This window comes from Niveispirillum sp. KHB5.9, assembly GCF_048066115.1.
Classification (GTDB): domain Bacteria; phylum Pseudomonadota; class Alphaproteobacteria; order Azospirillales; family Azospirillaceae; genus Niveispirillum.
Map to the genome: position 1 here is coordinate 243,151 of NZ_JBLTYX010000007.1, position 26,474 is coordinate 269,624.

22 protein-coding genes and 1 pseudogene are annotated in these 26,474 nt (G+C 65.0%); 9 read left to right on the top strand and 14 right to left on the bottom strand.

The window, feature by feature from the left end:
• The first annotated feature begins 54 nt into the window (after positions 1-54).
• The gene (locus ACM9HJ_RS14665) at positions 55-951 is read left to right on the top strand and encodes an SDR family oxidoreductase (RefSeq protein ID WP_416572478.1); all 897 of its coding nucleotides are present in this window, start codon (positions 55-57) and stop codon (positions 949-951) included.
• On the opposite strand, the gene ACM9HJ_RS14670 is transcribed toward ACM9HJ_RS14665, so the two are convergent.
• Entirely contained in the window at positions 936-2,390 is a 1,455-nt protein-coding gene (locus tag ACM9HJ_RS14670; protein ID WP_416572479.1) for an amidohydrolase family protein, read from the bottom strand. The two genes, ACM9HJ_RS14665 and ACM9HJ_RS14670, sit on opposite strands and share 16 nt — an antisense overlap.
• 104 nt (positions 2,391-2,494) lie before the next feature.
• Here ACM9HJ_RS14670 and ACM9HJ_RS14675 point away from each other — a divergent pair, with 104 nt between their 5' ends.
• The 5 genes and pseudogenes from ACM9HJ_RS14675 to ACM9HJ_RS14695 form a co-directional block, all read left to right on the top strand.
• The gene (locus ACM9HJ_RS14675; RefSeq protein ID WP_416572480.1) at positions 2,495-3,367 is read left to right on the top strand and encodes a LysR family transcriptional regulator; all 873 of its coding nucleotides are present in this window, start codon (positions 2,495-2,497) and stop codon (positions 3,365-3,367) included.
• Between the two features lie 56 nt (positions 3,368-3,423).
• Positions 3,424-3,966, top strand: a complete 543-nt coding sequence (locus ACM9HJ_RS14680) for an RrF2 family transcriptional regulator (RefSeq protein WP_416572481.1) — start codon at positions 3,424-3,426, stop codon at positions 3,964-3,966.
• 125 nt (positions 3,967-4,091) lie between these two features.
• Entirely contained in the window at positions 4,092-5,300 is a 1,209-nt protein-coding gene (locus ACM9HJ_RS14685) for an NAD(P)/FAD-dependent oxidoreductase (RefSeq protein WP_416572482.1), read from the top strand.
• A gap of 148 nt (positions 5,301-5,448) precedes the next feature.
• Positions 5,449-7,029 carry a glutamine-hydrolyzing GMP synthase gene (guaA, locus tag ACM9HJ_RS14690; protein WP_416572483.1) on the top strand — a complete coding sequence of 527 codons (1,581 nt, stop codon included), beginning with the start codon at positions 5,449-5,451 and terminating at the stop codon, positions 7,027-7,029.
• Between the two features lie 316 nt (positions 7,030-7,345).
• Positions 7,346-8,185, top strand: a pseudogene (locus tag ACM9HJ_RS14695) (tyrosine-type recombinase/integrase); the annotation flags it as partial.
• Positions 8,186-8,235: 50 nt separating this feature from the next.
• Here the strand turns inward: ACM9HJ_RS14695 and ACM9HJ_RS14700 are convergent.
• The 5 genes from ACM9HJ_RS14700 to ACM9HJ_RS14720 all read right to left on the bottom strand — a co-directional run bounded on the left by ACM9HJ_RS14700 (position 8,236) and on the right by ACM9HJ_RS14720 (position 11,345).
• Positions 8,236-9,075, bottom strand: coding sequence for a DUF3883 domain-containing protein (locus ACM9HJ_RS14700; protein ID WP_416572484.1), 840 nt, complete (start codon positions 9,073-9,075; stop codon positions 8,236-8,238).
• Positions 9,076-9,117: 42 nt separating this feature from the next.
• Positions 9,118-9,543: a type II toxin-antitoxin system VapC family toxin gene (locus ACM9HJ_RS14705; RefSeq protein ID WP_416572485.1), complete on the bottom strand. Its 426-nt coding sequence runs from the start codon at positions 9,541-9,543 to the stop codon at positions 9,118-9,120.
• The gene (locus tag ACM9HJ_RS14710; protein WP_416572486.1) at positions 9,543-9,785 is read right to left on the bottom strand and encodes a type II toxin-antitoxin system Phd/YefM family antitoxin; all 243 of its coding nucleotides are present in this window, start codon (positions 9,783-9,785) and stop codon (positions 9,543-9,545) included. The genes ACM9HJ_RS14705 and ACM9HJ_RS14710 overlap by 1 nt, the downstream gene beginning before the upstream one ends.
• A gap of 118 nt (positions 9,786-9,903) precedes the next feature.
• On the bottom strand, positions 9,904-10,590 hold the full coding sequence (locus tag ACM9HJ_RS14715; protein ID WP_416572487.1) for a siderophore-interacting protein: 687 nt from the start codon (positions 10,588-10,590) through the stop codon (positions 9,904-9,906).
• A 59-nt stretch (positions 10,591-10,649) separates the two neighbouring features.
• Entirely contained in the window at positions 10,650-11,345 is a 696-nt protein-coding gene (locus ACM9HJ_RS14720; protein ID WP_416572488.1) for an O-methyltransferase, read from the bottom strand.
• 147 nt (positions 11,346-11,492) lie between these two features.
• Here ACM9HJ_RS14720 and ACM9HJ_RS14725 point away from each other — a divergent pair, with 147 nt between their 5' ends.
• Positions 11,493-12,311 (top strand): AraC family transcriptional regulator, encoded by an 819-nt coding sequence (locus ACM9HJ_RS14725; protein WP_416572489.1) that lies wholly within the window; start codon positions 11,493-11,495, stop codon positions 12,309-12,311.
• 349 nt (positions 12,312-12,660) lie between these two features.
• Here the strand turns inward: ACM9HJ_RS14725 and ACM9HJ_RS14730 are convergent, their stop codons facing one another.
• From ACM9HJ_RS14730 to ACM9HJ_RS14745, 4 genes are all read right to left on the bottom strand, one after another.
• Positions 12,661-14,784 (bottom strand): EAL domain-containing protein, encoded by a 2,124-nt coding sequence (locus tag ACM9HJ_RS14730; RefSeq protein WP_416572490.1) that lies wholly within the window; start codon positions 14,782-14,784, stop codon positions 12,661-12,663.
• Positions 14,781-15,224 (bottom strand): response regulator, encoded by a 444-nt coding sequence (locus ACM9HJ_RS14735; RefSeq protein ID WP_416572491.1) that lies wholly within the window; start codon positions 15,222-15,224, stop codon positions 14,781-14,783. The genes ACM9HJ_RS14730 and ACM9HJ_RS14735 overlap by 4 nt, the downstream gene beginning before the upstream one ends.
• Positions 15,217-16,728, bottom strand: a complete 1,512-nt coding sequence (locus tag ACM9HJ_RS14740; protein WP_416572492.1) for a sensor histidine kinase — start codon at positions 16,726-16,728, stop codon at positions 15,217-15,219. Before ACM9HJ_RS14740 ends, ACM9HJ_RS14735 begins: the two co-directional genes overlap by 8 nt.
• A gap of 318 nt (positions 16,729-17,046) precedes the next feature.
• Positions 17,047-18,396, bottom strand: a complete 1,350-nt coding sequence (locus tag ACM9HJ_RS14745; RefSeq protein WP_416572493.1) for a hypothetical protein — start codon at positions 18,394-18,396, stop codon at positions 17,047-17,049.
• 522 nt (positions 18,397-18,918) lie between these two features.
• On the opposite strand from ACM9HJ_RS14745, the gene ACM9HJ_RS14750 reads away from it, so the two are divergent.
• The gene (locus ACM9HJ_RS14750) at positions 18,919-20,400 is read left to right on the top strand and encodes a methyl-accepting chemotaxis protein (RefSeq protein WP_416572494.1); all 1,482 of its coding nucleotides are present in this window, start codon (positions 18,919-18,921) and stop codon (positions 20,398-20,400) included.
• A 141-nt stretch (positions 20,401-20,541) separates the two neighbouring features.
• Here ACM9HJ_RS14750 and ACM9HJ_RS14755 read toward each other — a convergent pair whose 3' ends face one another.
• Positions 20,542-21,144, bottom strand: coding sequence for an NADPH-dependent F420 reductase (locus ACM9HJ_RS14755; protein ID WP_416572495.1), 603 nt, complete (start codon positions 21,142-21,144; stop codon positions 20,542-20,544).
• A 29-nt stretch (positions 21,145-21,173) separates the two neighbouring features.
• Positions 21,174-21,926, bottom strand: a complete 753-nt coding sequence (locus ACM9HJ_RS14760) for an SDR family oxidoreductase (RefSeq protein ID WP_416572496.1) — start codon at positions 21,924-21,926, stop codon at positions 21,174-21,176.
• A 144-nt stretch (positions 21,927-22,070) separates the two neighbouring features.
• Between ACM9HJ_RS14760 and ACM9HJ_RS14765 the strand changes: the two genes are divergently transcribed.
• Entirely contained in the window at positions 22,071-23,006 is a 936-nt protein-coding gene (locus tag ACM9HJ_RS14765) for a LysR substrate-binding domain-containing protein (protein ID WP_416572497.1), read from the top strand.
• A 534-nt stretch (positions 23,007-23,540) separates the two neighbouring features.
• Here the strand turns inward: ACM9HJ_RS14765 and ACM9HJ_RS14770 are convergent.
• Entirely contained in the window at positions 23,541-25,223 is a 1,683-nt protein-coding gene (locus ACM9HJ_RS14770; RefSeq protein ID WP_416572498.1) for a methyl-accepting chemotaxis protein, read from the bottom strand.
• Positions 25,224-25,361: 138 nt separating this feature from the next.
• Entirely contained in the window at positions 25,362-25,823 is a 462-nt protein-coding gene (locus tag ACM9HJ_RS14775) for a cache domain-containing protein (RefSeq protein ID WP_416572499.1), read from the bottom strand.
• Positions 25,824-26,474 lie beyond the last annotated feature (651 nt).

The following is a 26,474-nucleotide window of genomic DNA, read 5'->3' on the forward strand; positions in this document are numbered from 1 at the left end:
TCGTCCGACAAGTCCGCTCCATCATGGGCGGACCATCAAAGGAAGGGTGATCCTATGCATGTCTTCGTCACCGGCGCCACGGGCTTCATCGGCAGCGCCATCGTCAAGGAACTGATCGCCACCGGCCATAGCGTCACCGGTCTGGTGCGCAGCAACGCCAATGCCCGTATCCTGGCGCAAACGGGTGCCAAGCCGCACCGGGGCGATCTGGACGACCTGGATAGCCTGCGTCGCGGCGCGGAAGGGGCCGATGGCGTCATCCACACCGCCTTCAACCATGATTTCAGCACCTATCGCGACAATTGCGCGGCGGACCGGGGCATCATCGCCGCTTTGGGGTCGGTGCTGGCGGGCAGCAATCGGCCGCTGCTGGTCACATCCGGCATCGGCATCCTGCCGGCGGGATCGCTGCTGACGGAGGATGTGCTGCCGGCCACGGGTGCGGCCGCCCATCCCCGTGCCGCGTCGGAACAGGCGGCGGTGGCGCTGCTGGACCAGGGCGTCAATGCCGGCATCGTCCGCCTGCCGCCCAGCGTGCATGGCGCCGGCGATCATGGTTTCGTGCCGCACCTGATCGCCACCGCAAAGCGCACGGGCGTGGCGGCCTATATCGGTGACGGTGCCAACCGCTGGCCCGCCGTACACCGGTTCGATGCGGCGCGGCTCTACCGGCTGGCGCTGGAGAATGCCGTGCCCGGTGCCCGCTGGCATGGGGTGGCGGAGGAAGGGGTGGGTTTCCGCGACATCGCCGCCCTGATCGCCCGCCGTCTGGACCTGCCCCTGGTATCCACCGGCGGGGCGGCAGCGGCCGCGCATTTCGGCTGGATGTCCGGCTTCGCCGCCATGGATGTGCCGTCCTCATCGGCACAGACGCGGGCGAAGCTGGGCTGGCAGCCCGTGGAAACCGGGCTGCTGGCGGATATGGAGGGGTCGGATTACTTCGCTGCCTGATCCTTGTCCCACGCCGCCACCTTGGCGCGGGCCTGATCCATCATCCTGTCCAGGGCTGCGCGGTCCTGCACCTGACCGCGCAGCACGACGGTGTGGATGGAGCGGGTGGCGGCGATATCCTCCAGCGGGTTGCCCTCCAGCAGCACCAGATCCGCCGCCTTGCCCACCGCCACGGAACCATACCGATCCAGCTTGCCGAACCAGGCCGGGCCGGCGCGGGTGACGCTGGCCAGCGCCTGGGCCGGGGTCAGGCCATAGCGGACATAGAGTGCCAGTTCGTCATGCAGACCGATGCCGGGATAATTGAAGGAATTCAGGAACCCGGCATCGGTGCCGCCGATGATGGTGACCCCGGCCTTCTGCAACAGCGGCAGGACGGATGCCGTCACCTCGAACTGTTCATGACGGGCTTGCACTTGTTCCGGCGTGGCCTTGGCCGCGCGCTGCACCCGCCATTCATAGGTCTTGCGCAGGCCGGGGCCGATATAGGCCAGATAGGGATCGTTGGCATGATCCTCCCGGTCCAGATAGGCGATGACACGCGATCCGTTCAGGGTCGGCGTCACGAACACGCCCTTTTCCGCCAGATGGCGGAAACCCTGCAGGGCGAAGGCGGGGTCATAGCCCTGGTCCAGCCGCCGGTTCGCCTCCGCCCGGTCGATACGGCCGGCAGCATAGTCGGCGGCAATGGCGGCTTCGTCCTTCACCCCGGCATTCAGCGCATAATCCAGATGCTCGACGGAACTGAGGCCGGCATCCACCGCCTGCCCCAGGGTCAGGGCCATGGGGATGTGGCCCGACGTGTTCAGGCCGGCGGCACGCGCCTGACGCACGGCATAAAGGAACAATTCCGGCTTCAGGGTGCTGTCGGTGATCTTCACGAAATCGACCTTCAGGCCCTTCAGCTTGGCGATGGCCTGATCCACCTCGGCTTCCGACCCGGTTTCCAGCGTCCCCTTCCAGACCGGCTTGACGCCTTCGATCTTGGGACCGGAGGTCAGCAGGGTGGGGCCGAACAGCTTGCCCTCGGCAATCTGCTGCCGCCAGGCCAGCACGTCATAGGCAAGGTCGCCGGCGCAGTCGCGCACCGTGGTGATCCCATGGGCCACATAGAGCGGCAACAGCGCCTGGTTCTCCGCGATCAGGTCCGGCCCGCCGCCGAAATGCACATGCATGTCCCACAGGCCGGGGATCAGGAAGCGGTTGCCGGCATCCAGGCTGCGCGCCGCGTTCCATGCCGCAGCCGTCTCCGCATCCGGGCCTACGGCCAGGATACGGTCGTCCGCCGTCACCACCGCCTGATCTGGGATCAGCAGACCCTTTTCCACATCCACGATGGTGGCATGGCGGATGACGAGGTCGGCCTTGCGCTGCTCCGCCGCCGGTGCTGCGGGCGCCAGGGCAAGCAGGGTGATCAGGGCGGCGAACAGCTTCTTCATGGCACGACAACTCCGGCGGGGGGCGGTGCCCAGCCTATCTGCCGCTTTGATCATGCGCAAATTGGATATATGGATAAAGATCATTCACATTCTTGATGATTCCCATGCTCGACCCACGGCTTCTGCTCGCCTTCGTCACCATCGCCGACCAGGGCAGCTTCACCGCCGCCGCCGACCGGCTGCACATGACGCAATCGACGATCAGCCAGCAACTGGGCCGGCTGGAACAGGCTGTGGGCCATCCGCTGATCGACCGCGCCGCCCGGCCCGTGCGCCCCACCCCGGCGGGTGAGCGGCTGCTGGGCCATGCGCGGCGCATCCTGTCCTTGCAGCGGGAGGCGGAAACGCTGCTGTCCGATCCGGTGGGTACCGCCATATTGCGCATCGGCCTGCCAGAAGATATCGCGACGGGGCCGATGATGCGGGTCTTCGCATCCTTCGCGGCCCGGCACCGGGAAATACGGCTGGACGTGACCACCGGCCTGTCGCGAGAGATCGCGCGGCGTTACCGCAGCGGGGAATTCGACATCGCCATCGTCAAGGAAGCGGCCGCCGAACCCGACCATCGCGCCAGCTTCCCCGAACCGCTGGCCTGGTTCCAGGCTTCTGAGGCGCCGGGCGACTGGCCTGACCCGATCCCCCTGGTCGCCTTCCCCACCGGCGGGCTCTATCGCGAGGCGATGTTCGACGCGATCGAGGGGGCGCATCGCCGCTGGTACATCGCCTTCACCGGCAGCAGCCTGCATAGCGTCCTGGTGGCGGTGGCCGCCGGCATGGGCCTGTCGCTGCTGCCCGTCGCCGCCACGACGGGCCACGCGGTGCGTCCCTGCGCCGGACTGCCGCCCGTCCCCGCCATGGCCGTATCGCTCTATGCCTGGGAAAAGGCCGGGCCCATCGCCGATCTGGCAGCGGCGATGGAGGGGGTGCTGGTGGCACGCACGGGCGGTCTGGAAATCGCCAAAAATAACACAGACTAACTTTATCCGTGTTTTTCCACTTGACGCTTAAAACGCGGATCGATACAGTCCGCGTTATGGCACACATCACCACAAGCGTTGAGTACGGCATCCACGGTTTGCTTTGGCTGATCGGAAACGAGGATGCGGCCCTGTCCAGCCGCGACCTTGCCGAACTTCAGGGCATCTCGCCCAGCTTCCTGGCCAAGATCTTCCAGAAACTGGAAAAGGCCGGGATCGTCACGGCGAGCGAGGGGGTCAGGGGCGGCTATCGTCTGGCCCGCCCGCCCGGCGACATATCGTTCCTGCAGATCGTGGACGCGATCGAAGGGGACAAGCCGCTGTTCGATTGCCAGGAGGTCCGCGGCCGCTGTGCGGTTTTCCACAATGCGCCTCCCGGCTGGGCGACATCCGGCGTCTGCGCCGTGCATGCCGCCATGCTGCAGGCGGAAAAGGCGATGCGCGACAGTCTGGCGACGCAGACCCTGGGCGGTGTGGCCCAGCGTTTCGGGGCCAAGGCACCGCAGGAATTCTTCACCGACATCCAGTCCTGGATCGGTGACCGCATGAAGGATCGCACGGCGCGCGGCGGCAGACCCGCCCGCGACGAACAGGATTGAGTTTCCCACCAGAACCATAACCCGACGGACGGCATCCACCGCCCGTAACGCCCTCCCCTTGTCCATCCATTTCCGACCCGCCAAGCGGCGGGAACGGCACCCCATGCCTTGAGAGGACCTTCAAAATGACCAAGCAGATCATCATCGCCGGTTCCGGTTTTGCCGGCCTCTGGGCCGCCCTGTCCGCCGCCCGTGCCGTGTCGTTGGCCGGCAAAGGGGATGAGGTGGCGATCACCATCATCTCCCCTACCCCCAATCTGGTCATCCGCCCCCGCCTGTATGAGGCGGTGCTGGAAAACATGGCGCCCGACATCTCCGCCCTGCTGACGGCCGTGGGCGTCACCCATCTGGCCGGTCTGGTGGAAAGCATCGACGCCGATGCCAAACAGCTGGGCGTGACGCTGGCGGATGGCGGGCAACGCACCCTTTCCTATGACCGGTTCGTGCTGGCCACGGGCAGCCGCCTGTTCAGCCCGGACATTCCCGGCCTGAAGCAGCACGCCTTCAATGTCGATACGCTGGACGGCGCCCAGGTGCTGAATACGCATCTGAAGGCGCTGGCCACAAGGCCCGACAGCCCGGCGCGTAACACGGTGGTGGTCGCCGGCGGCGGCTTCACCGGGCTGGAGACTGCAACGGAAATGCCCTCGCGTCTGCGCGCCATCCTGGGCGATCAGGCCAATGTCCGCACCATCATCGTCGATACGGCACGGGAGATCGGGTCGGAATTCGGCGTCGGTCCCCTGCCGGTGATCCGCGAGGCGCTGGACGAAGTCGGGGTGGAAACCCGCGCCGGCCTGCGCGTCACCGCCGTGCGGCCCGATGGCGTGACCCTGTCGAACGGGGAGCATATCCTGGCGCATACCGTGATCTGGACGGCCGGCATGCGGGCCCATCCGCTGGCGGCCCAGGTACCGGGCGAGCATGACAATCTGGGCCGCGTCGTGGGCGACCCCTTCCTGCGTGCACCCGGCACCGACGGCATCTTCGTTACCGGCGACACGGTGAAGGCCGTTACCGACGATATCGGCAATTTCGCCCCGATGACCTGTCAGCACGGGCTGAGCCTGGGCCGCGTCGCCGGCCACAATGCGGCGGCGGAACTGGTGGGCCTGCCCATCCATCCCTACAGCCATCCCAAATATGTCACCTGCCTGGATCTGGGCCCCTGGGGCGCCCTGTACACCGAAGGCTGGGACCGGCAGGTGCGCTACACGCGCGAAGAGGGCAAGAAGATCAAGCAGGAGATCAATACGATCTGGATCTACCCGCCCGCCCCCGACCGTGACGCCGTGTTCGCCGTCGCCAATCCCGACTATGTGATCGTCCCGTGAGACCAAAGGACGTGGGGTGGTACTGTCCGCCCCACGTCCGATCCGGTCCTGTCGCCGCAAGGGTCAGCCTTGCGGATGCACAGCTTGTCGCGGCGGGCCGGGTTGGTTAGGTTGCGCGGCATTCTCCGCTCCTGCCAGGAAATGCGCCATGGCCGCCGTCGCCTCCACCGCCCCCGCCGCCCATCCCGACCGCGTCCTGATCCTGGATTTCGGATCGCAGGTGACGCAGCTGATCGCACGCCGCGTGCGCGAGGCCGGCATCTATTGCGAAATCATCCCATACAGCGCCGATGAGACCCGCATCCGCGCCTTCGCGCCCAAGGCCATCATCCTGTCCGGCGGCCCGGCCAGCGTGACGGAGGAAGGCTCCCCCCGCGCCAACGACGCGGTCTGGACCCTGGGCGTTCCGGTCTTCGGCATCTGCTATGGCCAGCAGACCATGTGCGAACAGCTGGGCGGCAAGGTGGAACCGGGGGACACCCGCGAATTCGGCCGCGCCTTCGTCGATGTCAAGGATGACTGCGCCCTGTTCGAAGGCGTCTGGTCCATCGGCGCGCGCGAGCAGGTGTGGATGAGCCATGGCGACCGCGTGACGAAGCTGCCCGAAGGCTTCCGCATCGTCGCCACCTCCGAAGGTGCCCCCTACGCCATCATCGCCGACGATGCCCGCCGCTTCTATGCCGTGCAGTTCCATCCGGAGGTGGTGCACACCCCGCACGGTGCAGCCCTGATCCAGAACTTCCTGTTCAAGGTTGCCGGCCTGAAGGGCGACTGGACCATGGCCGCCTTCCGCCAGGAAGCCGTGGCCCGCATCCGTGAGCAGGTAGGCAATTCCAAAGTGATCTGCGGCCTGTCGGGCGGTGTCGACAGCTCCGTCGCCGCCGTGCTGATCCATGAGGCCATCGGCTCGCAGCTCACCTGCATCTTCGTCGATACCGGCCTGATGCGTACGGGCGAGGCTGAACAGGTGGTGACCCTGTTCCGCGACCATTACAACATCCCGCTAGTGCATGTGGATGCGTCGGAGATGTTCCTGGGCCAGTTGGACGGCGTGTCCGACCCGGAACAGAAGCGCAAGATCATCGGCCGCCTGTTCATCGAAGTGTTCGATGGCGAGGCCGCGAAGATCGGCGGTGCGGAATTCCTGGCCCAGGGCACGCTCTATCCCGACGTGATCGAATCCGTGTCCTTCACCGGCGGCCCGTCGGTGACCATCAAGTCGCACCATAATGTCGGCGGCCTGCCCGACCGCATGAAACTGAAGCTGGTCGAGCCGCTGCGCGAACTGTTCAAGGACGAGGTCCGGGCGCTCGGCCGTGAGCTTGGCCTGCCGCACAGCTTCGTCGGCCGTCACCCGTTCCCGGGTCCGGGTCTGGCCATCCGCGTGCCGGGTGAGATCACCCGGGAAAAGCTGGACATCCTGCGCCAGGCCGACGCCGTCTATCTGGACGCGATCCGCAAGGCCGGCCTGTATGACGAGATCTGGCAAGCCTTCGCCGTGCTGCTGCCGGTGCGCACTGTCGGCGTGATGGGCGACGGCCGTACCTATGACTACGCCTGCGCGCTGCGCGCCGTCACCTCGGTGGACGGCATGACGGCGGACTATTACCCGTTCGAACACAGCTTCCTGGGTCATGTCGCCACCCGCATCATCAACGAGGTGCGGGGCATCAACCGGGTGACCTACGACATCACGTCCAAGCCGCCCGGCACGATCGAGTGGGAATGATTCAGGCCCACCCAGGGATATCCAAAACCACGCTACAGCACGACATAAGTAGCTGATATCACATAAAAAGTTAAACGCCCCATATCAGGCCCCATCGCCCCCCAGCGGTGGGGCCTGTCGTTATGGGGTGACGGGACCCGTTTTTGGTCTTGGGCTTGGTTTTCACCCACTCACCGGCCGAAAAACTCCAGCATGGCCAAAAAAGCCGTTCAACTAATTGTAATATAAAGATTTTTCTGGTTCTTTGACGGTATCGGTTTTGACGGTATTATTGAGCCCCGAAAAAGGCGTTTTCGATCATCAACGAGGCCATCCCCTGCTGACCGATGTGGCTCTCAAGCGATTGAAACCAAAAGATAAACTGTACAAGGTGACGGACCGTGACGGCATGTATGTTGCGGTGTCCACGACGGGCCATATCAGCTTCCGTTACGATTACCGCCTGCATGGGCGGCGGGAGTGCCTGCTGATCGGCCATTACGGTCCCGACGGCATCACGCTGGCCCAGGCGCGCGAGCGCTGCCTCGCCGCCCGCCGGCAGGTACAGGAGGGCGTTTCCCCCGCCTATGAGAAGAAGCGCGAAAAGCACCGCAAGGCCATCGGCAGCACCTTCGGCACGGTCAGCGCCCTGTGGCTGAAGGAGGGGCGTATGGCGGACAGCACCCGCTCCATGCGCAAGTCCATCATCGACCGGGACATTGTGCCCGCCTGGAAGAACCGGAAGCTGACGGAGGTGACGCCGGAGGACCTGCGCCAGCTCTGCGCCAAGGTGAAGGCGCGCGGCGCCCCGGCGACCGCCGTCCAGATCCGCGACATCGTCAAGCAGATCTACGCCTTCGCCATCCTGCAGGGCGAGAAGGTGCCGAACCCGGCGAACGAGGTGCCGCCGGCCTCCATCGCCACCTTCCAGCCCAAGGACCGGTCGCTGTCGCCCAGCGAGATCCGGATCATGCTCCAGCAGATGGAACTGGTGCCGACCCTGCCGACCATCCGCCTCGGGCTGCGGCTGATCCTGCTCACCATGGTGCGCAAGGGCGAGCTGATGGACGCCGTCTGGGACGAGGTGGATTTCGAGGACGCCGTCTGGTCGATCCCCAAGGAGCGGATGAAGCGCGCGAAGGCACACAATGTCTATCTGTCGCAGCAGTCGCTGGACCGCCACAATGCAAAACACGGATATCTATTAGGCGCGGCCATTATTGATCCTCAAAGAAAGCTCGCCTGATAGCTCGTCGCCATCAGCGATACATGCGCCTCCAGCGGCGGCCGCAGCTCGAAGGCCCGCGGTTCTCGCGTGAAGTTCCACAGGCGTACCAGCCGCCATTCCTCACGGTGAGCCTCGGCAACAGCCAATTCATTGCGCGTGATGTGGAAGGGCGTACGTTCCCAGCCGTTGGTCGTCTTCACCTCGATCAGCCGATCACTGCCATCGGTGTCGAAGCTCCGGATGTCGTAGCCGGCGCCATCACCGTCGACCTGGGACACCCAGCGGATGCGTTCCGCGAGGTCGGTCCGGCCGGCCGAGAGCAGGCTGGCGCGCTCATGGGCGAGGATGCGCTCCTCACCGGCGCGGCCCAGCGACCGGTTGCGGGCATCACGGCCGGCGACATCGTATTTCCGGGCGATGACGGTCATCTGCTCAAGCTCGTCGGGCGGCGGCGCGTTGCTGTGCGTCGGCGGCGGGCCGATCCACAGCATCGCGTCTTCGCGGAATGCCGATGCCGAAGCGCCTGTTTCCGACTTGGCTGCCGGCGCGAGCCAGGCGGGATGGCGATCCAGCCACCGCACGACCGCGTCGACGAGTGAAGCCTGGAAATTGAAGGCTGGCTTGTAGCCGGGGATCCAATCCTCGCCGAGGCCCTTGAGTACTGCGCTGATGTTCTGGTGCTTGTACTCGATCGAACCGCGCGGTCGGCCGATCACCGCTTGTAGGAGGCGATTATGCTCGGCCTTGCTGTAGGGGCGCCCGGCGATGTCGTCGGCCAGCATCGCGAAATAGTCCGCGACGATGGCGTCATTCTGCCCATCGGTCCAATCACCGGCCATCGGCACTCCAAGTATGGTCGGCGGGGCGAAAGAGGGCTTCGTTCATGGAAGCAACCGTGTCGGCACGCCCAGCAGAGGGCCGGCTTCGGCCAGCCGCTGGTCGAGCGTATGGACGGTGGCCCCATGCTCCGACGCCGTCGCGAGATGGAGCGCATCGCCGGCGCGGAGCCCCAGCGCATGCTGGTCGGCGAACCTCGCGGCCGCCCGGAAGTGCCCACCCGTCACCGGCAGGACGGTGAAGCTCTCGGCGACCAGCTTGTTGAACATGGCGAGCGCTGCCGCGCGCTGTTCCAGGTTGATCTGCCCGGTCCGCAGCTTGATCGACAGGGCCGACGACGTCTCGGTGAGGGTCCAGTCGCTAACGAGAAGCCGCGCCGGGTCCTGTTCCGCCAGCCACCGCTGCACGCGCGGCGTCAGGGCTTCGTTGGAGAGGGCCGCGACGATCAGCGAGGTGTCGAGATAAAGCATCAGTAGCGATCGCCATCCCGCATGGAGCGGACCAGATCGCCGGCACTCACGGCTTGCGCGGGCATGGCCGCCGTCAGGGATTGGAGCAGGTCGGCATCGATCGGCTTGCGTGGCTCGGCCACAGCGGTGAGCCGTGCGACCGGCTTGCCACGCCGGGTGATGTCGATCGATGCCCCCGCTTCAACGCGGTCGACCAGTTCGCTCAGATGGGCCTTGGCGTCCGCCAGACTGATCGTGTCCATGTTGCGCTCCTGACTATGTAGATGGTCATATAGCGCATCGACTCCGGGCATTCCAGCGGAGGCTTGCTGATCAGCGCCAGCCGGATAGCAAATGGGTGGTGCACAGATGATGCCGAGTTCAATCGAGACCGGTCTTGCCGGGCGCCCAATAGGCCTTGGCGGCGATGCGTGCCGAGGGAACGGCATGCCGTTTCAGGGCCTGCCGGAGCCGCTGCACGGTGCCGGCCTTGCCGGTCAGCACGAAGGAGGTGCCGGCGGCGGCAAGCGCGGGCAGCGCCGCTTCCATGGCTTCAAGATGCGCATCGTCTGCCCGCCTCGCAAACAGGCGGGCTGGGCCGAGCCCGAGCCGTGCCACGACCTGGCGGGCGCCGTCCACATCCCCGACCTCGAAATGGCACGCGACGGGCCGGACCGGATCCTCATTGGCCAGCGCATGGGCGAGCCCGATGGCGGTTTCGTCGCCGAAGACGGCCAGCCGTCCGGACAGGCCGCGCACGTCCAGCGACGGGCGGGGGCCAAACAGGTCGCACATGTCACCGGGCCGGACACCGCGCACCCAGGCGCTTCCCGGCCCGTCGCCATGCGCATAGGCCAGGATGTCGGTTCGTCCCGCTGCGGCGTCCCACCGGATCGGGGTGTAGGTCCGCGCCATGAAGGCGGAGCCCATCGCGATCTGTATCTTCTGCCCCGCGGTCCAGGTGACGCCGGCCAGTTCCGGGCCTTCCAGCGTGATCAGGCGGAAAGCATCGGCCAGTTGTTCCACCGCGACGACCGTCGCGCGCCTCATCAGCAGGCGCACCAGCATCCGGCTCAACCGCCCCTGCTGCTGGGGCGCAGGGCGCTCGGGCACACCCGTCACAGACATCACAGGACCCTCACGGTGAATTCGTTGCCGCGCCCCTCATCGAGCGGAAGCGGTTGCGAGAGATAGCCGTTGGCGGGATCGCGGACATAGTCCAGGTATCCCGGCTCGAAGGCATTCTCCCCCAGCACGATGGCGCCTGGCCGCAGCCATGGCTCGACCCGCTTCAGGACCGGCAGGTAGAGGGCGAAGGCGCCGTCATTCAGCAGCAGGTCGACATCCCCCCCGACATCGGCCAATGTCTGCAGCGCGTCGCCCTCGCGGATCTCCACCAGGTGGCCGAGACCGGCCGCCGCGAGGTTGGCCCGCGCCCGCGCCACCTTGGCGGGCTCCAGTTCGGAGCCGATGAGATGCCCGCCGCCATTGTCGCGCAAGGCGGCGGCGAGATAGAGGGTCGATATCCCCATCGACGTGCCGAACTCCACGATCCGCGTCGCCCGGCAGGCCCGCGCGGTCATGTAGAGGAACCGGCCATAGGTCGGCGACACGCTGAGGAACCGATCGGCATGGCCATGGTAGATTGCCCGGTAATTCTCCCGTTCCTCGGCGATCATTGTCGCGGCCGCCTGTTCCAGCGTCGTACCCGAGGCCTGCATGTCCGCCATGATCGCCCCGAAAAGCGCCCGGTCCGCCGCTTCGGCTTCCTGGTGCAGCCTGTCCAGAAGCGGACCAACCGGTCCCGTGGTCAGTGTGTTCATCGCTTTTCCCTTCCATTTGACCGAGGCCGGCCTCGACCACATCGCCGGGAGAGGATAAGGAAAGAGGACCGTGGCGTCATTTCGAAGCCTGGACAGAATATTATCGAATCCCGCCAATCCGTTCAGGTTTCTGGAGACGACGGACCCATGCCCATCTTCAGCGATGTCGCGCCCAATGATTTCGAATGGGTCGAGCCGGATGACCTGCCCCGGCCGGTGGTGGCCTTCGGCATCGACAAGGCCAGTCTCGGCGACATCGAACTGGATTCCCACCGTCACGCCAAGGCGCAGATCATGATGGTGCAGCGCGGCGGTGCGCTCAGTTGCGAGGTGGAGGGCGGGCTATGGATCGTGCCGCCGCGCAACGCCCTCTGGATCCCCGGCGGGGCGCTGCACGCCATCAGGATGACGGGGGCGATCGAAGGCTACAACGCCTTCATCGATCCGGCCATCGACGCGCGCCTGCCCACGACCTGCTGCGTTGTGTCGGTGACGCCCCTGCTGCGCGAGTTGCTAATCCGCGCCGCACACCTGCCGGCCCTCTATGAGGAGGATGGCGTCAATACGCGCCTGATGGCGGTGCTGCTGGACGAGATCGCGGCAGCGAAGGTGGAGGATTTGCATCTGCCCATGCCCGCGGACCCGCGTCTGCGCCGCATCGCCGAGTTGATGATGGCCATGCCGGCGGATCGGGGAACGTCGGATGCCTGGGCGAAACGGGCGGGCCTCAGCGAACGGACCCTGGCGCGGCTGATCCACCGGGAGACGGGCATGAGCTTCGGTCGCTGGCGCCAGCAGCTGGGCGTCGTGCTGGCCGTGAAATGGCTGGCTGGCGGCACCTCGATTCAGCAGGTCGCCGCCGACCTCGGCTATGAGAGCGTGCCCAGCTTCGTCACCATGTTCCGCAAGGCGCTGGGCACGTCGCCCGGCCGCTACATGGCAGAGCGACATGGGGGCCGGGTTTGAAGGCGAGGTGGCAGCCAGATGCTCAGAGGGAGAGCGGCGGGTAGGTTTGGTGCTGTTCCATCGGGCTCCTGCATGTTCTAATTTCCGCTAAGCGCCCCTTTGTCGTCGTTCACAGGGGGGAGATGGCATCTGGAAGCAGACAAAGCAAAACATAGGCTGGTTGAGGTTCCGCGACGACAGTTTGGCTCGGATCAGGCGGCGGTTGCCTTTTGTGCCTCCTCGTGAGCCTATCATTCTCAGGGGAGCCACTCGCTTTCCCGCGAGCAGAAGACCGACAGCTTACAACATCCCAATCGATCGGCCCTGCTTTCACAGATATGGTGGCTCCTGCGGGATCGCCCGCCCCCCATCACCCCAGCAACCGACCCTGGCGTAGCAGCAGTTCCATCGCCGCTGCCGGCACCGGCTTGCTGAACAGGTAGCCCTGCAGGGCGTCGCATTGATAGGCGCGCAGATAGATCAGTTCCTCCTGCGTTTCCACCCCTTCTGCCACCACCTGCTTGTGCATGGCGTGCGACATGGCGACGATGGCCTGGACAAGGGCCGCATGCTCGGCGGCCTTGGTCATCTGGCTGATAAAGAACCGGTCCACCTTCACCGTGTCGATGGGCAGTTCCGACAGGCGGCTGAACACCGAATGTTCCATGCCGAAATCATCCAGGGCGAAGCTGACGCCCAGGCTGGCCAGATCCGTGATGTTGCGATGGACCAGGTCATCGTCGCGGATGATGGTGCTTTCCGTCAGTTCCAGCTTCAGCGCCGTGGGCGGCTGGCCGGTCTGGTCCAGCAGGGCCCGCACCCGGACACTGAAATCCGGGCGCATGAGCTGAATGCCCGAGACATTGACTGATATGGGAAAATCGCACAGCCCGGCGGCCCGCCACAGCGCCGTCTGCTTCAGCGCCTGGCGCAGCACCTCGTACCCCAGTTCCACGATCTGGCCACCCTGTTCGGCCGCCGGGATGAAATCCGCTGGCGGGATCAGGCCGCGCACCTCGTGCTGCCAGCGCACCAGCGCCTCGGCCCCAATGATGTGGTGGCGCACCGGATGCACCAATGGCTGATAGTATAGCGTAATCCGGTCATTGGTCAGGGCGGCGGCCAGCTCGGTCTGAATCCATTGGCGCTTCACTGCCCGTTCCGTCATCTCCGCGGCATAGTAGCGGAAGGGTCCGCGCGACGGCTTCACCTCGTGCAGGGCGGTGCTGGCATGTTGCAGCATCTCCGTCGCGTCGCTTGCATCGGCCGGATACAGGCTGACGCCCACATGGGCGCGGCGGGACATCTGCACGCCATCCACGGTGAAGGGCAGACTGAAGGCCGCCTGCAACTGCCATAATCGCTGGTCCAGGTCGGCCGGGGCGTCGGGCAGCAGCAGGCAGAAATAGGCGCCTTCGAACCTTGCCAGCACCTCGCCGGGTTCCAGAAGCTGGCGCAGACGATCCGCCACGGCGCGCACGAGGGCATCGGTGGCCGCCAGCCCCCATCCATCCTGGAAATCGGCAAATGCCTCCAGTCCCAGGCAGAGCAGGGCCACGCGTCGATCTTTCAGCGGTCTGGACAGGGTTTCGATCAGCAGGCGGGTGAAATGGGCCCGGTTGGGCAAATCGGTCACCGGATCGAAATAGGCGAGATGGTCGCGCACCGCCTCCGCCGCCTTCAGTTCCGTCACGTCCAACGCGATGCCATCCCATTGCACCGATCCATCGGACAGCTTTTCCGGCTGCGATTGCGACCGCAGCCAGCGGGTGCCGCCGGAGGCGGTGGACAGCCGGAATTCGACGATCATGGGTTCCAGCGTTAACGCCGAAAGAGCCATAGCATCCCGATAGGTCTTGCGATCATCGGGATGGATGGCGCGCAACAGCGTGGCACCGGACGCCATCACCAGTGGACTGGTGGCCGGGTCGCCCAGATCACCGGTATCGATGAAATCAGCCAGCAACTCCTTCTGCATGTACGTATAGCTGAGGCTCCCGTCGGTCCGCATATACCGGCGGAAGATGATGCCGGGGATATTCTTGGCGATGCCGCGCAGCACCATGTCGCTTTGCTGGCGGGCCTGTTCGATCACGCGGTTCTGGCGGCGGGTAGTGGCAGCGGCCAATTCGCGCTCGATGGCGGGGCGCAGCCGGGCGATGCGGTCCTTCAGCACCAGATCCGCGGCACCGGCATGCATGACGGCCACCGCCGACTCCTCCCCGATGGTCCCCGTCACCACGATCAGGGGCAGGTCCGGGTCATGCGCTTGGACCAGGAGGGTGACCTCCAGGGGTGAAAGCGACGGCATGGAATAATCGCACAGCACGATGTCGAAGGTCCGCTGGGCCAATGCCGCAGCGACGCCGTCCCGATTGTCGACATGGTGGGCTTCCACCTGCATGCCCCCCCGGCGCAGGCTTTCCATCAACCAGGCGGCGTCAAGCTCGCTGTCCTCCACCAGCAGGATACGAACAGGATCGGTCCCCCTCATGACCGATCCTCCGCGAATGGCTGGTTGATCAGCGTCCAATAAAGACCAAGCTGTGCCACCTTGGTGGAGAAGCGGCCGAAATCCACCGGCTTGCGGACATAGGAGTTCACACCCAGGCGATAGGAGCGGACGATATCCTCCTGCTCGTCCGAAGAGGTGAGGATGACCACGGGAATGTGATGGCTGCGCGGGTCGCTCTTCAAACGGCGCAGCACCTCCAGCCCGTCGATCTTGGGCAGCTTCAAATCCAGCAGGATCACCACGGGCGGCGGCGGGATGGGGGCGTCGGGGCCGGCATCGCCGAAGATATGGGCCAGCGCCTCCACCCCGTCATGGGCGATGTCGATGGGGTTGGTGACATGCGCCGACTTCAGGGCCCGCAGAATCAGGGCCTCGTCATCCGGATCGTCTTCCACGATCAGCAGCCGCCCGTCAGCCATGTGCCTCGTCCCCGCTATTGAGTGTGAAGGACACCAGCGTGCCCTTCCCCGGTTCGGACCGGATATTGATATTGCCACCATGCCGGCGGATGATCCGGGCCACGGTCGCCAGACCGATGCCCGTGCCCTCGAACTCATGCGTGGCATGCAGCCGCTGGAACGGAGAGAACAGCTTGTCCGCATAGGCCATGTCGAACCCGACGCCATTGTCCGACACCTGGTAAATCACCTGCCCCCCCTGCCGCGCGCCGGTGAAACCGATGATGGGGGCGGCCGTGCGGTTGGTGAATTTCCAGGCATTGCCCAACAGATTGTCCAGCACCACCCGCATCAGCCGTGGATCGGCCACGTCCAGCAGATCGGGCGTGATCACCACCTGGACCGGGCGATGCGGATCATGCTGACGCAACTCCTCCACCACATTATCGGCGATGGCGGACAGATCCACGGCGACAGGGGTGATGCCGCTGCGGGTGACGCGCGACAGTTTCAGCAGGTCGTCGATCAGTTGCCCCATGCGCACGGCGCCCCGCCGGACGCGGGCCAGATAATCCTTTCCCCGGTCATCCAGGATATCGTCGTAATCCTCCAGCAGCGCCTGGCTGAACCCGTCCATGCTGCGCAAGGGCGCCCGCAGATCATGCGAAACGGAGTAGGCAAAGGCTTCCAACTCCTGATTGACCACCTCAAGGTCGCGGGTGCGCGCCTCCAACCGGTCATTCATGCGCTGCAGCCGCTGCACCCGGTCGGAAATATCGACGATGGCCGACAGGACCATCGGTCCCTCATCCATGGTGATGGGGTTCAAACCGATTTCCACGGGAAACTCGCTGCCATCCTTGCGGCGCGCAAACAGGTCGCGGCCAGCCCCCATGGGGCGCGAACCATGGCCATGACGGAAGAACCCGCCGCGCAGGTCCGGATGGGCGGCGCGGTGCCGGTCGGGCACCAGTATTTCCACCGGGCTGCCCAGCAGTTCGGATCGGTCATAGCCGAACAGCCGCTCCACCTGGGCATTGACCATGACAATCCGGCCGTCGCCATTGATCATCACCATGGCGTTGGGTGCGGCCTCCACCACTTGGCGGAACCGCTCTGCCGACTGCCGGCGCAGGGACAGATCGACGATGGCCGACAGGACCATCGGCCCGTCGGACGTATGGATGGGGTTCAGGCCGATCTCCACGGGAAATTCCGTCCCGTCGCGGCGCAGGGCGTACAGGTCACGGCCAACACCCATGGGGCGGGGGCTGGGATCCCCGGTGAAGGCGGTGCGCAAGGCCGGGTGATGCCCCCGGAACCGCGCCGGCACCAGCATCTCGATGAGTTGGCCCAGCATCTCCACCCGGTCATAGCCGAAAACCCGCTCGGCCTGACCATTGACCATGACGATGCGCCCCTGGCCATTGATCATCACCATGGCGTTGGGCGCAGCCTCGACCACCAACCGGAACGGCTCGTCCGATGGGTTGCCAGTAATGCCAATCTGCGGGGTATCCTGCACCAGCCGGCCTCCACCATCCTGATGGCAACGCACCAACGCTGTCCTGCCATATTACCAGATGATCAGTTTAGTCGATAAATCATTCAGGAACCGACAATCCTTTGGTTGATATGACGTTCTTGGTAGATTGTGATTCCCGTGCCACATGCGCCTGATGATTGCGGTCGCAAATCGATTTAAGCTGACTGGTCCGGAACATCAGCATGCAAAGGGGCGGGCCCGAGGATGATAATATTGAGGCCAGCCGCCAACCGGCCGCCTTGCAATCCGCTTGGGCGATACCGTTCCTCTGCGGCTCTGCTGGCATGAGATTGGCACTCAACGCTGGAAATCGGCCAGCGATCGACGAACGGCGTGTTCGGGCACCTCGGTCCAACCTCCGATCAGGTCTCCTGACAGGAAGCTGATGCCCGCCTCCTCGCACAGGGCCTCCATGGCCATGTTGTCGACACCTTCGACAGAGGTCAGCAACCGGTTCTTGGCGGCGATGGCACCAAAGCGCAGCAGGTCGGCGCGATAGCGGTCGGCCGAGCAGCCGGGCGGCAGCAACACGCATGCCACCTTCACGCCGGCAGCACCCAGGGTGGGCAGGTCGTTGCTGCCAGGGTCCACCACGGCCATGATGGTGCGACCATAGGGACGCAGGGTGCTCACCATTTCGGCCAGACGGCCCGTAGGCACACCCGCCGGCACCCCGCAAAGGTGAAAGGTCATGAAACTGCGCATATGCGTCGGGATGTCCTGCAGGACGTTCACCAGTTCGCGGCGGCGCCCCAGAACCGCCAGGCTCTCGAAATGAATCGGCAATGAAAGGAAAAAGCGGAACCGGTTCTCGTAAAGCTCTGCAGCTTCGCTCACCGCCTCCTGGATCAGATGCATGTCCATGCCCAGGATCTGCTGCGGATCCTCGGGGTCCTGCAGCCCGTCATAACCCCAGAGCGGGCAACGCCCGGCCCGCATCCGGCCTGAGCGGGCGATAAAGACAGACAGGACCTGTTGCTTGACGTCCCACACCGGACGATAGCGCACCTCTATCGGGCCCGCATCTTCGGTGCGGCGGGTGCGGATGCCGATGGGACGGTCGAGGCTGGCGCTGGCCTCCGCCACCCCCTGTGTCAAATGCATCGAGGCATTGTCCAGCATCTGCTTCAGGCTGGCGGGTACCAGCATGACCTCCGACCCGATCTCATGCATGGCGGTGCGCACCATAATGCTGGCGGTATCAGCCTCCCCCAGCAGCATGATCTGCAATTCCTCCACCACCTTGGCACAGATCAGGCGTGCCTGTTCGGGCCCCAGTTGGGCGAAGACGACCACATAAACTTCGCCCTCATGGCGGAACCACGTATCGTGAGGACCGAGATAGCTTTCAAGCAGCTTTGCTGTGAGCAGGTGCACCCTGTCAGCCACCGTCCCCCACCGTCCACCCAGCCGCGCCCGGAGGCTTTCCAACCCCACCAGATGGAGGCTACCGGCCTGGGCAGGGTCCCGGCGGGAGAAAATGCGCCGCAACGCCTCGGCGGCGTTCTGGTCAGCCTGCGGCGGTGCGGTGACTTCAGGTTGCTCGGCGGCTGGGGTGGGTGCGTTGCGCGGAGAACCGCTGCTGGCGCGACCGGGAGCGGGCTCGTCGTGCAATGCCGCCAGCATCTTCTTGAAGAGCCCGAACATGGAACCGCCCTCCTGGTTTTATTGACCAAGGAATCCTACATCCGCATAGCCGGGCGCGGGCCTGTCCAAAGGGTTACATAACCCTTTGCTAATGAGCTGCGGTACCCTTGAAGTTGCCTTTCGTGTGAACCGGATTGCGGTTGGTTTAAGCGACCCGCCGAAGCCGACTGTGACGGCGCGCGACGGAGCCGGTCCCTGACAATGGCAGTATGCGGTTCATTGACGTGCTGACGCGAATGACCGAGAGGGCGGAACAGGATGGGACGGCAGCCCGTCAGGCCGCGCAACAACCCTTGATGCACAGAAGCGAGCACCCCGGGATATGAAATGCCGGAGGTGTTGCGGGCGTGAAGTCGCCAGCAATTCCGAAAGCGAACCGATAGTTCATGTATCCACTTGGACACTATGCAGATGGATATCGGTATCGATTTGTCACAGATCGTGATCTGAGATTATTCTTCGATCTGCCACTTGGTTTCTACGGCATGGCAGTCAGCATATAAAGGTATGGGGAGGACCAACATGATGTTCGGCTTTCTGAAGCAGCATGACGACAAGGGTCAAATCCTCACCGCCCTGGACAAGTCCCAGGCCGTGATCTCTTTCAATCCCGACGGGACGGTCCTGGATGCCAATCAGAACTTCCTGAATGTCATGGGCTATTCGCTGGCGGAAGTCCGTGGGCAGCATCACGGCATGTTCGTGGAGCCGGCGGAACGCGACAGTGCGGACTATGCCGCATTCTGGCAGGCGCTGCGCCGGGGCGAGTACCAGGCCCGGCAGTTCAAGCGCCTCGGCAAGGGCGGCAAGGTGGTCTGGATCGAAGCCTCCTACAACCCGATCCTGGGGGCGAACGGTCAGGTGGTGAAGGTGGTGAAATATGCGACGGACATCACACAGAAAGCCCTGGAACACGCCAACCTGTCCGGTCAGGTCAGCGCCATCCGGAAATCCCAGGCCGTCATCGAATTCACGCTCGATGGCACGATCCTGTGGGCCAATGACAATTTCCTGAAGACCCTGGGCTACACGCTGGATGAGATCAAGGGCAGCCATCACAGCATGTTCGTGGAGCCGGCGGAACGCAACAGTCCGGATTATGCCGCCTTCTGGCAGGCGCTGCGCCGGGGCGAATATCAGGCCCGGCAGTTCAAGCGCCTCGGCAAGGGCGGCAAGGTGGTCTGGATCGAAGCCTCCTACAACCCGATCCTGGACCCCGGTGGCCAGCCGGTGATGGTGGTCAAATATGCCACCGACATTACCGGGCAGATGAATACGCTGGCCGACCTTAAAACCCTGATCGACCGGAATTTCGGGGAGATCGACCACGCCGTCGATCATTCCACCCAGGAAGCCGCCAGCGCCAGCAGCGCCGCCGAGCAGACATCGGCCGCCGTGCAGATGATGGCGTCGAGTGCCGAGGAACTAGCCGCCTCGATCAGCGAAATCTCGCAGAGCATGGATCAGTCGCGCGGCGCCACGGACAGCGCGGTGGAGATCACCAGCCGGGCGGATCAGGCCGCCCAACGCCTGGACGAGGTTGCCCGGTCGATGGAGGGTGTCGTGGATGCTATCCGCGCCATCGCCGGCCAGATCAACCTGCTGGCCCTGAACGCCACCATCGAGGCGGCACGCGCCGGCGATGCCGGACGCGGCTTTGCCGTCGTCGCCACCGAGGTCAAGAACCTCGCCAACCAGTCGGCCAACGCGACCCAGAAAATCTCCGCCGAAATCGCGGGTATCCAGGGGCTGTCCACCGACATGGTCGTTGCCCTCCGGGAGATCCGCGCTGCTGTCGGCAATGTCCGGGAATATGTCTCCACCACCGCTGCGGCCGTCGAGGAGCAAAGTGCCGTCACGCGTGACATGTCCTCCAACATGCAGACGACCGCCGCCGCCGTGGAAACCGTCACCCGCAATCTCACGGCCATTAACCACTCAATCGGCAAGGTCACCGGTGCCGTCACTACCACAAAGGAAGCCGCCCGCGTCCTGGCTCGGTAGTTCGCTCAGGATCGGCCCGGCCGGAACCAGGAATGACCCGCCGCAGCCTCCGCGCGCCTCAGCAATCGCGGAGCATATTCAACATACCGATAGCGGTCGTGGCGTAGCCCAATGCGACCGGCCTTACCGCTGACTATGTAGTCAGCCGAACCGCACGAGGTTGAGGGCCGGCAGGGGGCCGCCGGGAAACTGCGCCAGCCGGGCACCCACGGCAAGCGGCCCCAGATCGATGCCGCAGAAGCCCAGGCGGTCGATCAGCGACCCCACCACCGCCTTGGCCGGTGCATGGTCGCCCGAATGGAACAGGACGCGCCGCCCGCCCTCGGCCTGCGGATCACCGGACAGGAGGTGCGGCTGGAGATGGTTGAACGCCTTCACCACCCAGGCCCCGGGCACCAGTTCGGCAAAGACTTCCGTCGAGCTGCGGCCATGCAGTTCCGCCGGCTTGAACAGCGGCGCCTCGATGGGGTTGTTGGCGTCGATGACGATACGCCCCGCGAAATCCGGCAGTCCGGAGAGCGCCGCCGGCAGCTTCGACCAGTTGACGGCGACCAGGACGATGTCCTTGGCCGCCGCTTCCTCCCGCGTGCCCCCACGGATACTGGGACCGAGGGCGACGACGATTTCCTTCAGGCTGTCGGGACCGCGGCTGTTGGCGATGGTGGCCTCAATACCCTGGCGGGCAAGGGCGGTGGCGAAGGCGCGGCCGATCTGGCCGGCGCCGATGATGCCGATGCTGGACATAGCAATATTCCTTGGCTTGGGGGGATGGATCAGGCGGTCAGGCCGCCATCGGCGACGATCTCGGCACCGGTGACGAAGGCGGCCTCCGGGCTGGCCAGGAAGGCGACGACGCTGGCGATCTCATGCGGCTGGCCATAGCGGCCGATGGCGATGCCGGGGCCGACGATGCCGGCCACCGGCCCGTCCGCCGGGTTCATGTCCGTGTCGGTCGGGCCCGGATGCACCGTATTAACGGTGATGCCCTTCGGCCCCAGGTCGCGCACCAGGCTGCGGTTGAAGCCGGTGATCGCCCCCTTGGTCAGCGTATAGAGCGAGGCGGTGGGGAACGCCGCATAGCGGGTCATGGAGGAGCCGATATGGATGATGCGCCCGCCCGATTTCATGTGGTGCGCCGCCTCCTGCGTGGCGACGAACACGCCCGTCACGTTGACGGCGATCATCCGCTCGTACGTCTCGAAGGCGATCTCCTCGATAGGGCCGCCCAGGCCCAGGCCGGCATTGTTGACCAGGATGTCGATGGCGCCGAAACGCTCCACGACCTGCGCCACGGCGGCGCGAACGGCGGCGGGATCACCGGCATCAGCGGCGATGGCGATGGCCTTGCCACCGGCGGCCACGATATCGGCCACCACCTGCTCGGCCTTGGCCGGGGACGCGCTGTAGGTGATGGCAACGGCGGCACCGTCGGCGGCCAGGCGACGGGCAATGGCCGCACCGATGGAGCGGGAGCCGCCGGTGACGAGAGCGGCCTTGCCGGCCAGGGGGCGATGTTGGTTGGTCATGACATTTTCCTCATGATCTGGAGGGTGTATCCGGCCGGACCGGCATTGGCGGCCCGGTGTTGAGGTGAGAATGCCGCTTTCACTCCCCCTTGATTAGCCGGCATTGAATTGCTTCACTCTCAAGCAATCATTGGGAATGGTGTCATGGAAACCCTGGCCAACCTGGAATCCTTCGTGCGCAGTGCGGAGGGCGGCAGCTTCGCGGAAGCCGCGCGCCGTCTGTCGCTGACCCCGGCAGCCATCAGCCGCAACGTGGCGATGCTGGAGCGGAACCTGGGCGTGCGCCTGTTCCACCGCTCCACCCGCCGCCTGACCCTGACGGAGGCCGGTGAGCGGTTCCTGCATGCCATCGGCACCAATCTGGACGCGCTGCAGGTCGCCATCGCCGGGGTGGCAGCCGATAATAGCGAGCCGCACGGTATCTTGAAGGTGAGCATGAGCCCGACCTTCGGCATGGCCTACATCCTGCCGCTGCTGCCCGGCTTCATGGCGCGATATCCCCGCATCCGGCCGGAATGGCATTTCGAGAACCGGCAGGTGGATCTGGTGGCGGAAGGCTACGATGCGGCCATCGGCGGCGCCGTTGAACTGTCGCCCGGTATCGTGTCGCGTACCCTGGCCCCGGCGCACATCATCGCCGTCGCCGCCCCCTCCTACATGGCTGGACGAGCGACGCCGGCGGAGCCGCGAGACCTTGCCGGTCTTGACGGGATTGCCATGCGATCATTGCGGACAGGCCGCACGCGGGTCTGGACCCTGCGCGACGCCCACGGCCAGGAACAGGCGGCGCCATTGGCCGAAACCATCATCGTCAATGATCCGGCCGCTATGCGGGAGACGGCGATAATGGGTCTGGGCATCACCATGCTGGCCGTGCCCGACGCCTTGCCCGCACTGGACAGCGGAACACTGGTCCGCCTGCTGCCCGACTGGTATGCCGACGCGGGCGGCATCAATCTCTATTACTCGACCCGCATCCTATTGCCCGCCAAGACCCGTGCTTTCGTCGATCATGTCGTCAGCGCATTTGCGCGTGAAAGGCTGACAGAGCGGTTTGCCGGGAACGGGCCGACAGAATAACCGACCTGCGGCTGCCCAAGGCGGGGATAGTACTTTGGTGAATACTCGCCGCCCTGCTGGGCTTCCAACCCAACGAGGAATTGATGGACCAGGCCCCACCCGCGCCCCTGGTGACGGCATTGCCGCAGCACTGCCAGGCGGCGACATATCTGTTGGGTTCGAAGATGCGCTTCCCGCGATGATCGTGGACTGATGTTCCGCCACCGCAGTTTGGAAGCCCCGCACCGCATTCCCTATCCTCCCCATCCGGACGGCTGGGGCACCGGCTCGGGCGCGGGAAGCAACCGGGAAGCGTGGGAACAGGCTTCCGCCCGATAGGGGCGAACCGCGCCACTGCCTTATCCACCGCCAGGTGCCCTTGGCTGGCGGGAAAAGCGCCTGAGCGCATTCCGAGCAATCGCAAGTTTCTACAAGTCGCTGAATCATCCTGCACGGCGCGCGGCGACTTGACGTATATCGGGGCCAAGCGTGCGTGACGAACCGGTCCCGGGGGGCGGCAGGTCGCCCTGGGGCGCCCGTCGCCGAGCGGTCCGGTCAGGCTGTGCGGACCTGCGCCAGGAACTGCTGGATACGTTGGCTGAGGGCGGTCGACCGCCGTGTCAGATGGCCAGAAGCATCATTGACCTGCTGCGAGGCCTCCTTGGTGTCCGTCGCCCCGCGCAGAACCTTGGCCACGCGGTCGTTGGCCTGACGTGTGCTCAAGGTCGCCTGCTGCACATTCTGCACGATGCCCTGGGTCATCTGCGCCTGCTGTTCCACGGCACCGGCGATGGCCACGCTGGACTGGCGCATGGACAGGATGGTTTCGGAGATGGCCCGCAGCGCGCTGACGGCGTCATGGGTCGCCGTCTGGATGGCGTCCACCTGGGCACCGATCTCCGCCGTCGCCTCGGCAGTCTGGCGGGCCAGGGTCTTGACCTCACCGGCAACGACGGCGAAGCCCTTGCCGGACTCCCCGGCGCGCGCCGCCTCAATGGTAGCGTTCAATGCCAGCAGGTTCGTCTGGCCCGCTATATCGCTGATCAGCCCGACGACGGCCCCGATGCGGTCTGCGGCATTGGCAAGCCCCTTCACCAGCGAGTCGGTCCTTTCGGCCTCCTCCACGGCATGCTGGGCCACGGCGCTTGACTGGGCCACCCGGTCCCCGATCTCGCTGATGCAGGCCGAAAGCTGTTCGGCCGCATGGGCGACGCTGGCGACCTCGTCGGACGTCGTGGAGATGGCCGTGGCCATGACCGCCGCTGCCTCCCGCGTGGCGTCGGCGACGCCCGACATGGTGACGGCGGTATCCCGAAGCTGCTGCACGGCGCTCATCGTGTCGTCAAGCGACCGAGACGCCCCATCGTCAAACGCCAGGGTGAGATCGCCGATGCGACCGGCCCGCACCTGCTCCGCCTCGGCCTTGCTGCGCTGTTCGTCCTGCAGGCGCCGGCGTTCCGCGTCATGTTCGACCAGCACGCGCAACGCCGTGGCAAGCCTGCCGAGTTCGTCGCGGCGGGACAGCAGTGCGTCGGGCACCCTGGTCTCCACCTCACCACCGATCAGACGGTGGGTCACGTCGGCCAGCATGATCAGGGGACGGGCCACCCGCCGTGCGACGAAGCCATAGACGAAGGTCACGACGGCCCCCAGGGCGACGACGCCGACAGCCACCAGCAGGTAGGTCAGCAGGATGGCTTCACTGACCTGATCGCGGACATGGTCCAGCGTCATGCCCTGCCGTTCTTCGATATGATTCAGCACCTGCTCCAGCTCGCTGCCGCTGCGCTCCAGCCCGCCAATGAAGGCCAATGTCGTCGAGACGTCGCCATCGATGATGTCGATCAGATCGCGGCTCTTGCTGACATATTTCTTCAGCAGCTTGTCGAGGCTCTCCCGCTCGGCGGCCAGGCCATTGTCGATGGCGATCTCCACCAAGCGGGGCACATCGGCCTCCAGCTTGTCGGTCATGGCCAGCAGGCCCGTCTTGACCGCCTGGACCTTGGAGCCGGATGCCTCCGTCGCCGCCAGCGCCACCAGATGGTACAGCGCCTTGCGCTGTTCCGTCAGTCGGGCGCTGAAAGCCTGCATGTCCGCGTTGTCGGTGAAGACCGGTCCCAACGCCTGGCGTACCTGGCCCTCGACGTCCTTGACGGCATGGATCTGCACGACCCCGATGCCTAGCATCGTGGCGGCCAGCAGGATGAAATAGACGGCTATTCTCTTGGCGACGGGCATGGCCAGTACCTCCAGAGCGCAAATCTTCTGGGAACAGTGCCTGCGCAGGCAGCCTGGAAGGACGACGGCTCGGCCTTCCAGGCCGCCACAGCACCCGGCATCTCTACCGGGGCGTCGCGCTTGCGGCGATCGGCGTTACTACTTGTAGACCCCACCACATACGGCGAGATCCTGCTCGACCTGGCAGTACATCTGCTTCGGCTCGACCTTCTTGTTGACCGGATTGGTGAATTTGTAATCCTGCCAGAAGCTCTTGTTGGTCTTGGCCAGTTCCATGCGTTCCCGGATATAGAGCTTGCCGTCGATATCCTCGGCATCGCTGAGGTCCTTGCCGATAAGCTTCGCGTTGGCCCCATGGGCCAGGCAGCGACCGGTCAGGTCATAGACCACCACATACAGATCGCGATCGACAAATGCCCCCTCGCGATTGCCGAAATCCGCGAATGCCTTGTCGCGGCCGGCCTCATTCAGGTGGACCACGGCCCGTTTGACCATGGCGATGGCCTCGTCCCGGTTCGCCCGGTCAGGATCGGCATGGGCAGGTAGGCCGGCCTGCATGGCGGCAACGGTTAAGAAGGCGATGAGATGGTGTGCGCGCATTTGCTTTCCTCCCGCAGGTTCAACCTCAACCACGGGTAAAGCATGCGCGCGACGATCCAACTTTGGTCCCGATCAACGGGATATATAAGCTTCTGGTCATAGCGGTTGAACCGGCGTGATTTCTCGGCAATAGGTGATGACATCATGTGGCCGGATTACACACTCCATACCGGCGGCCATGTGATCAGCGGCCGTGACGGTGCCCACCGGTGAAGCATCCTTCGGTTCCGTGCCTGCCGGGTGGCAGGGGGCGAGATGCTTCTCTGGCGGCGGCTGGCCGCCATCATCACGGTCATCTTCCTGGGCGCCTATAGAAGGTGACGCGGCGAGGCGGGAATGTCCGGAATCCACTATCCGAGCGCGAAAACCCGCCCGTCCGCCTCCGGCCCCATACAGGCCCAATATTGACACCGCCCTGCGGACCTTGAGGCCGTCTTCAGCGAAATGGTTGGCAATTGAGCTGGAGGTCGACTTGGCTGGCAAATGGCGTCAGGAAGGTCGCCGATCAGCGAGGCTGTCCTTGAACTTTCAATTCGGGTCGCCCGCAGGGGATGCCGGCCAGACGCGGGCGGCCAATTCAATATACGCTATCCCGTATCCACCCCCAGCATCTTGATGAAGTTGCGCTTGGCCTTGAACCGTCCACGCAGC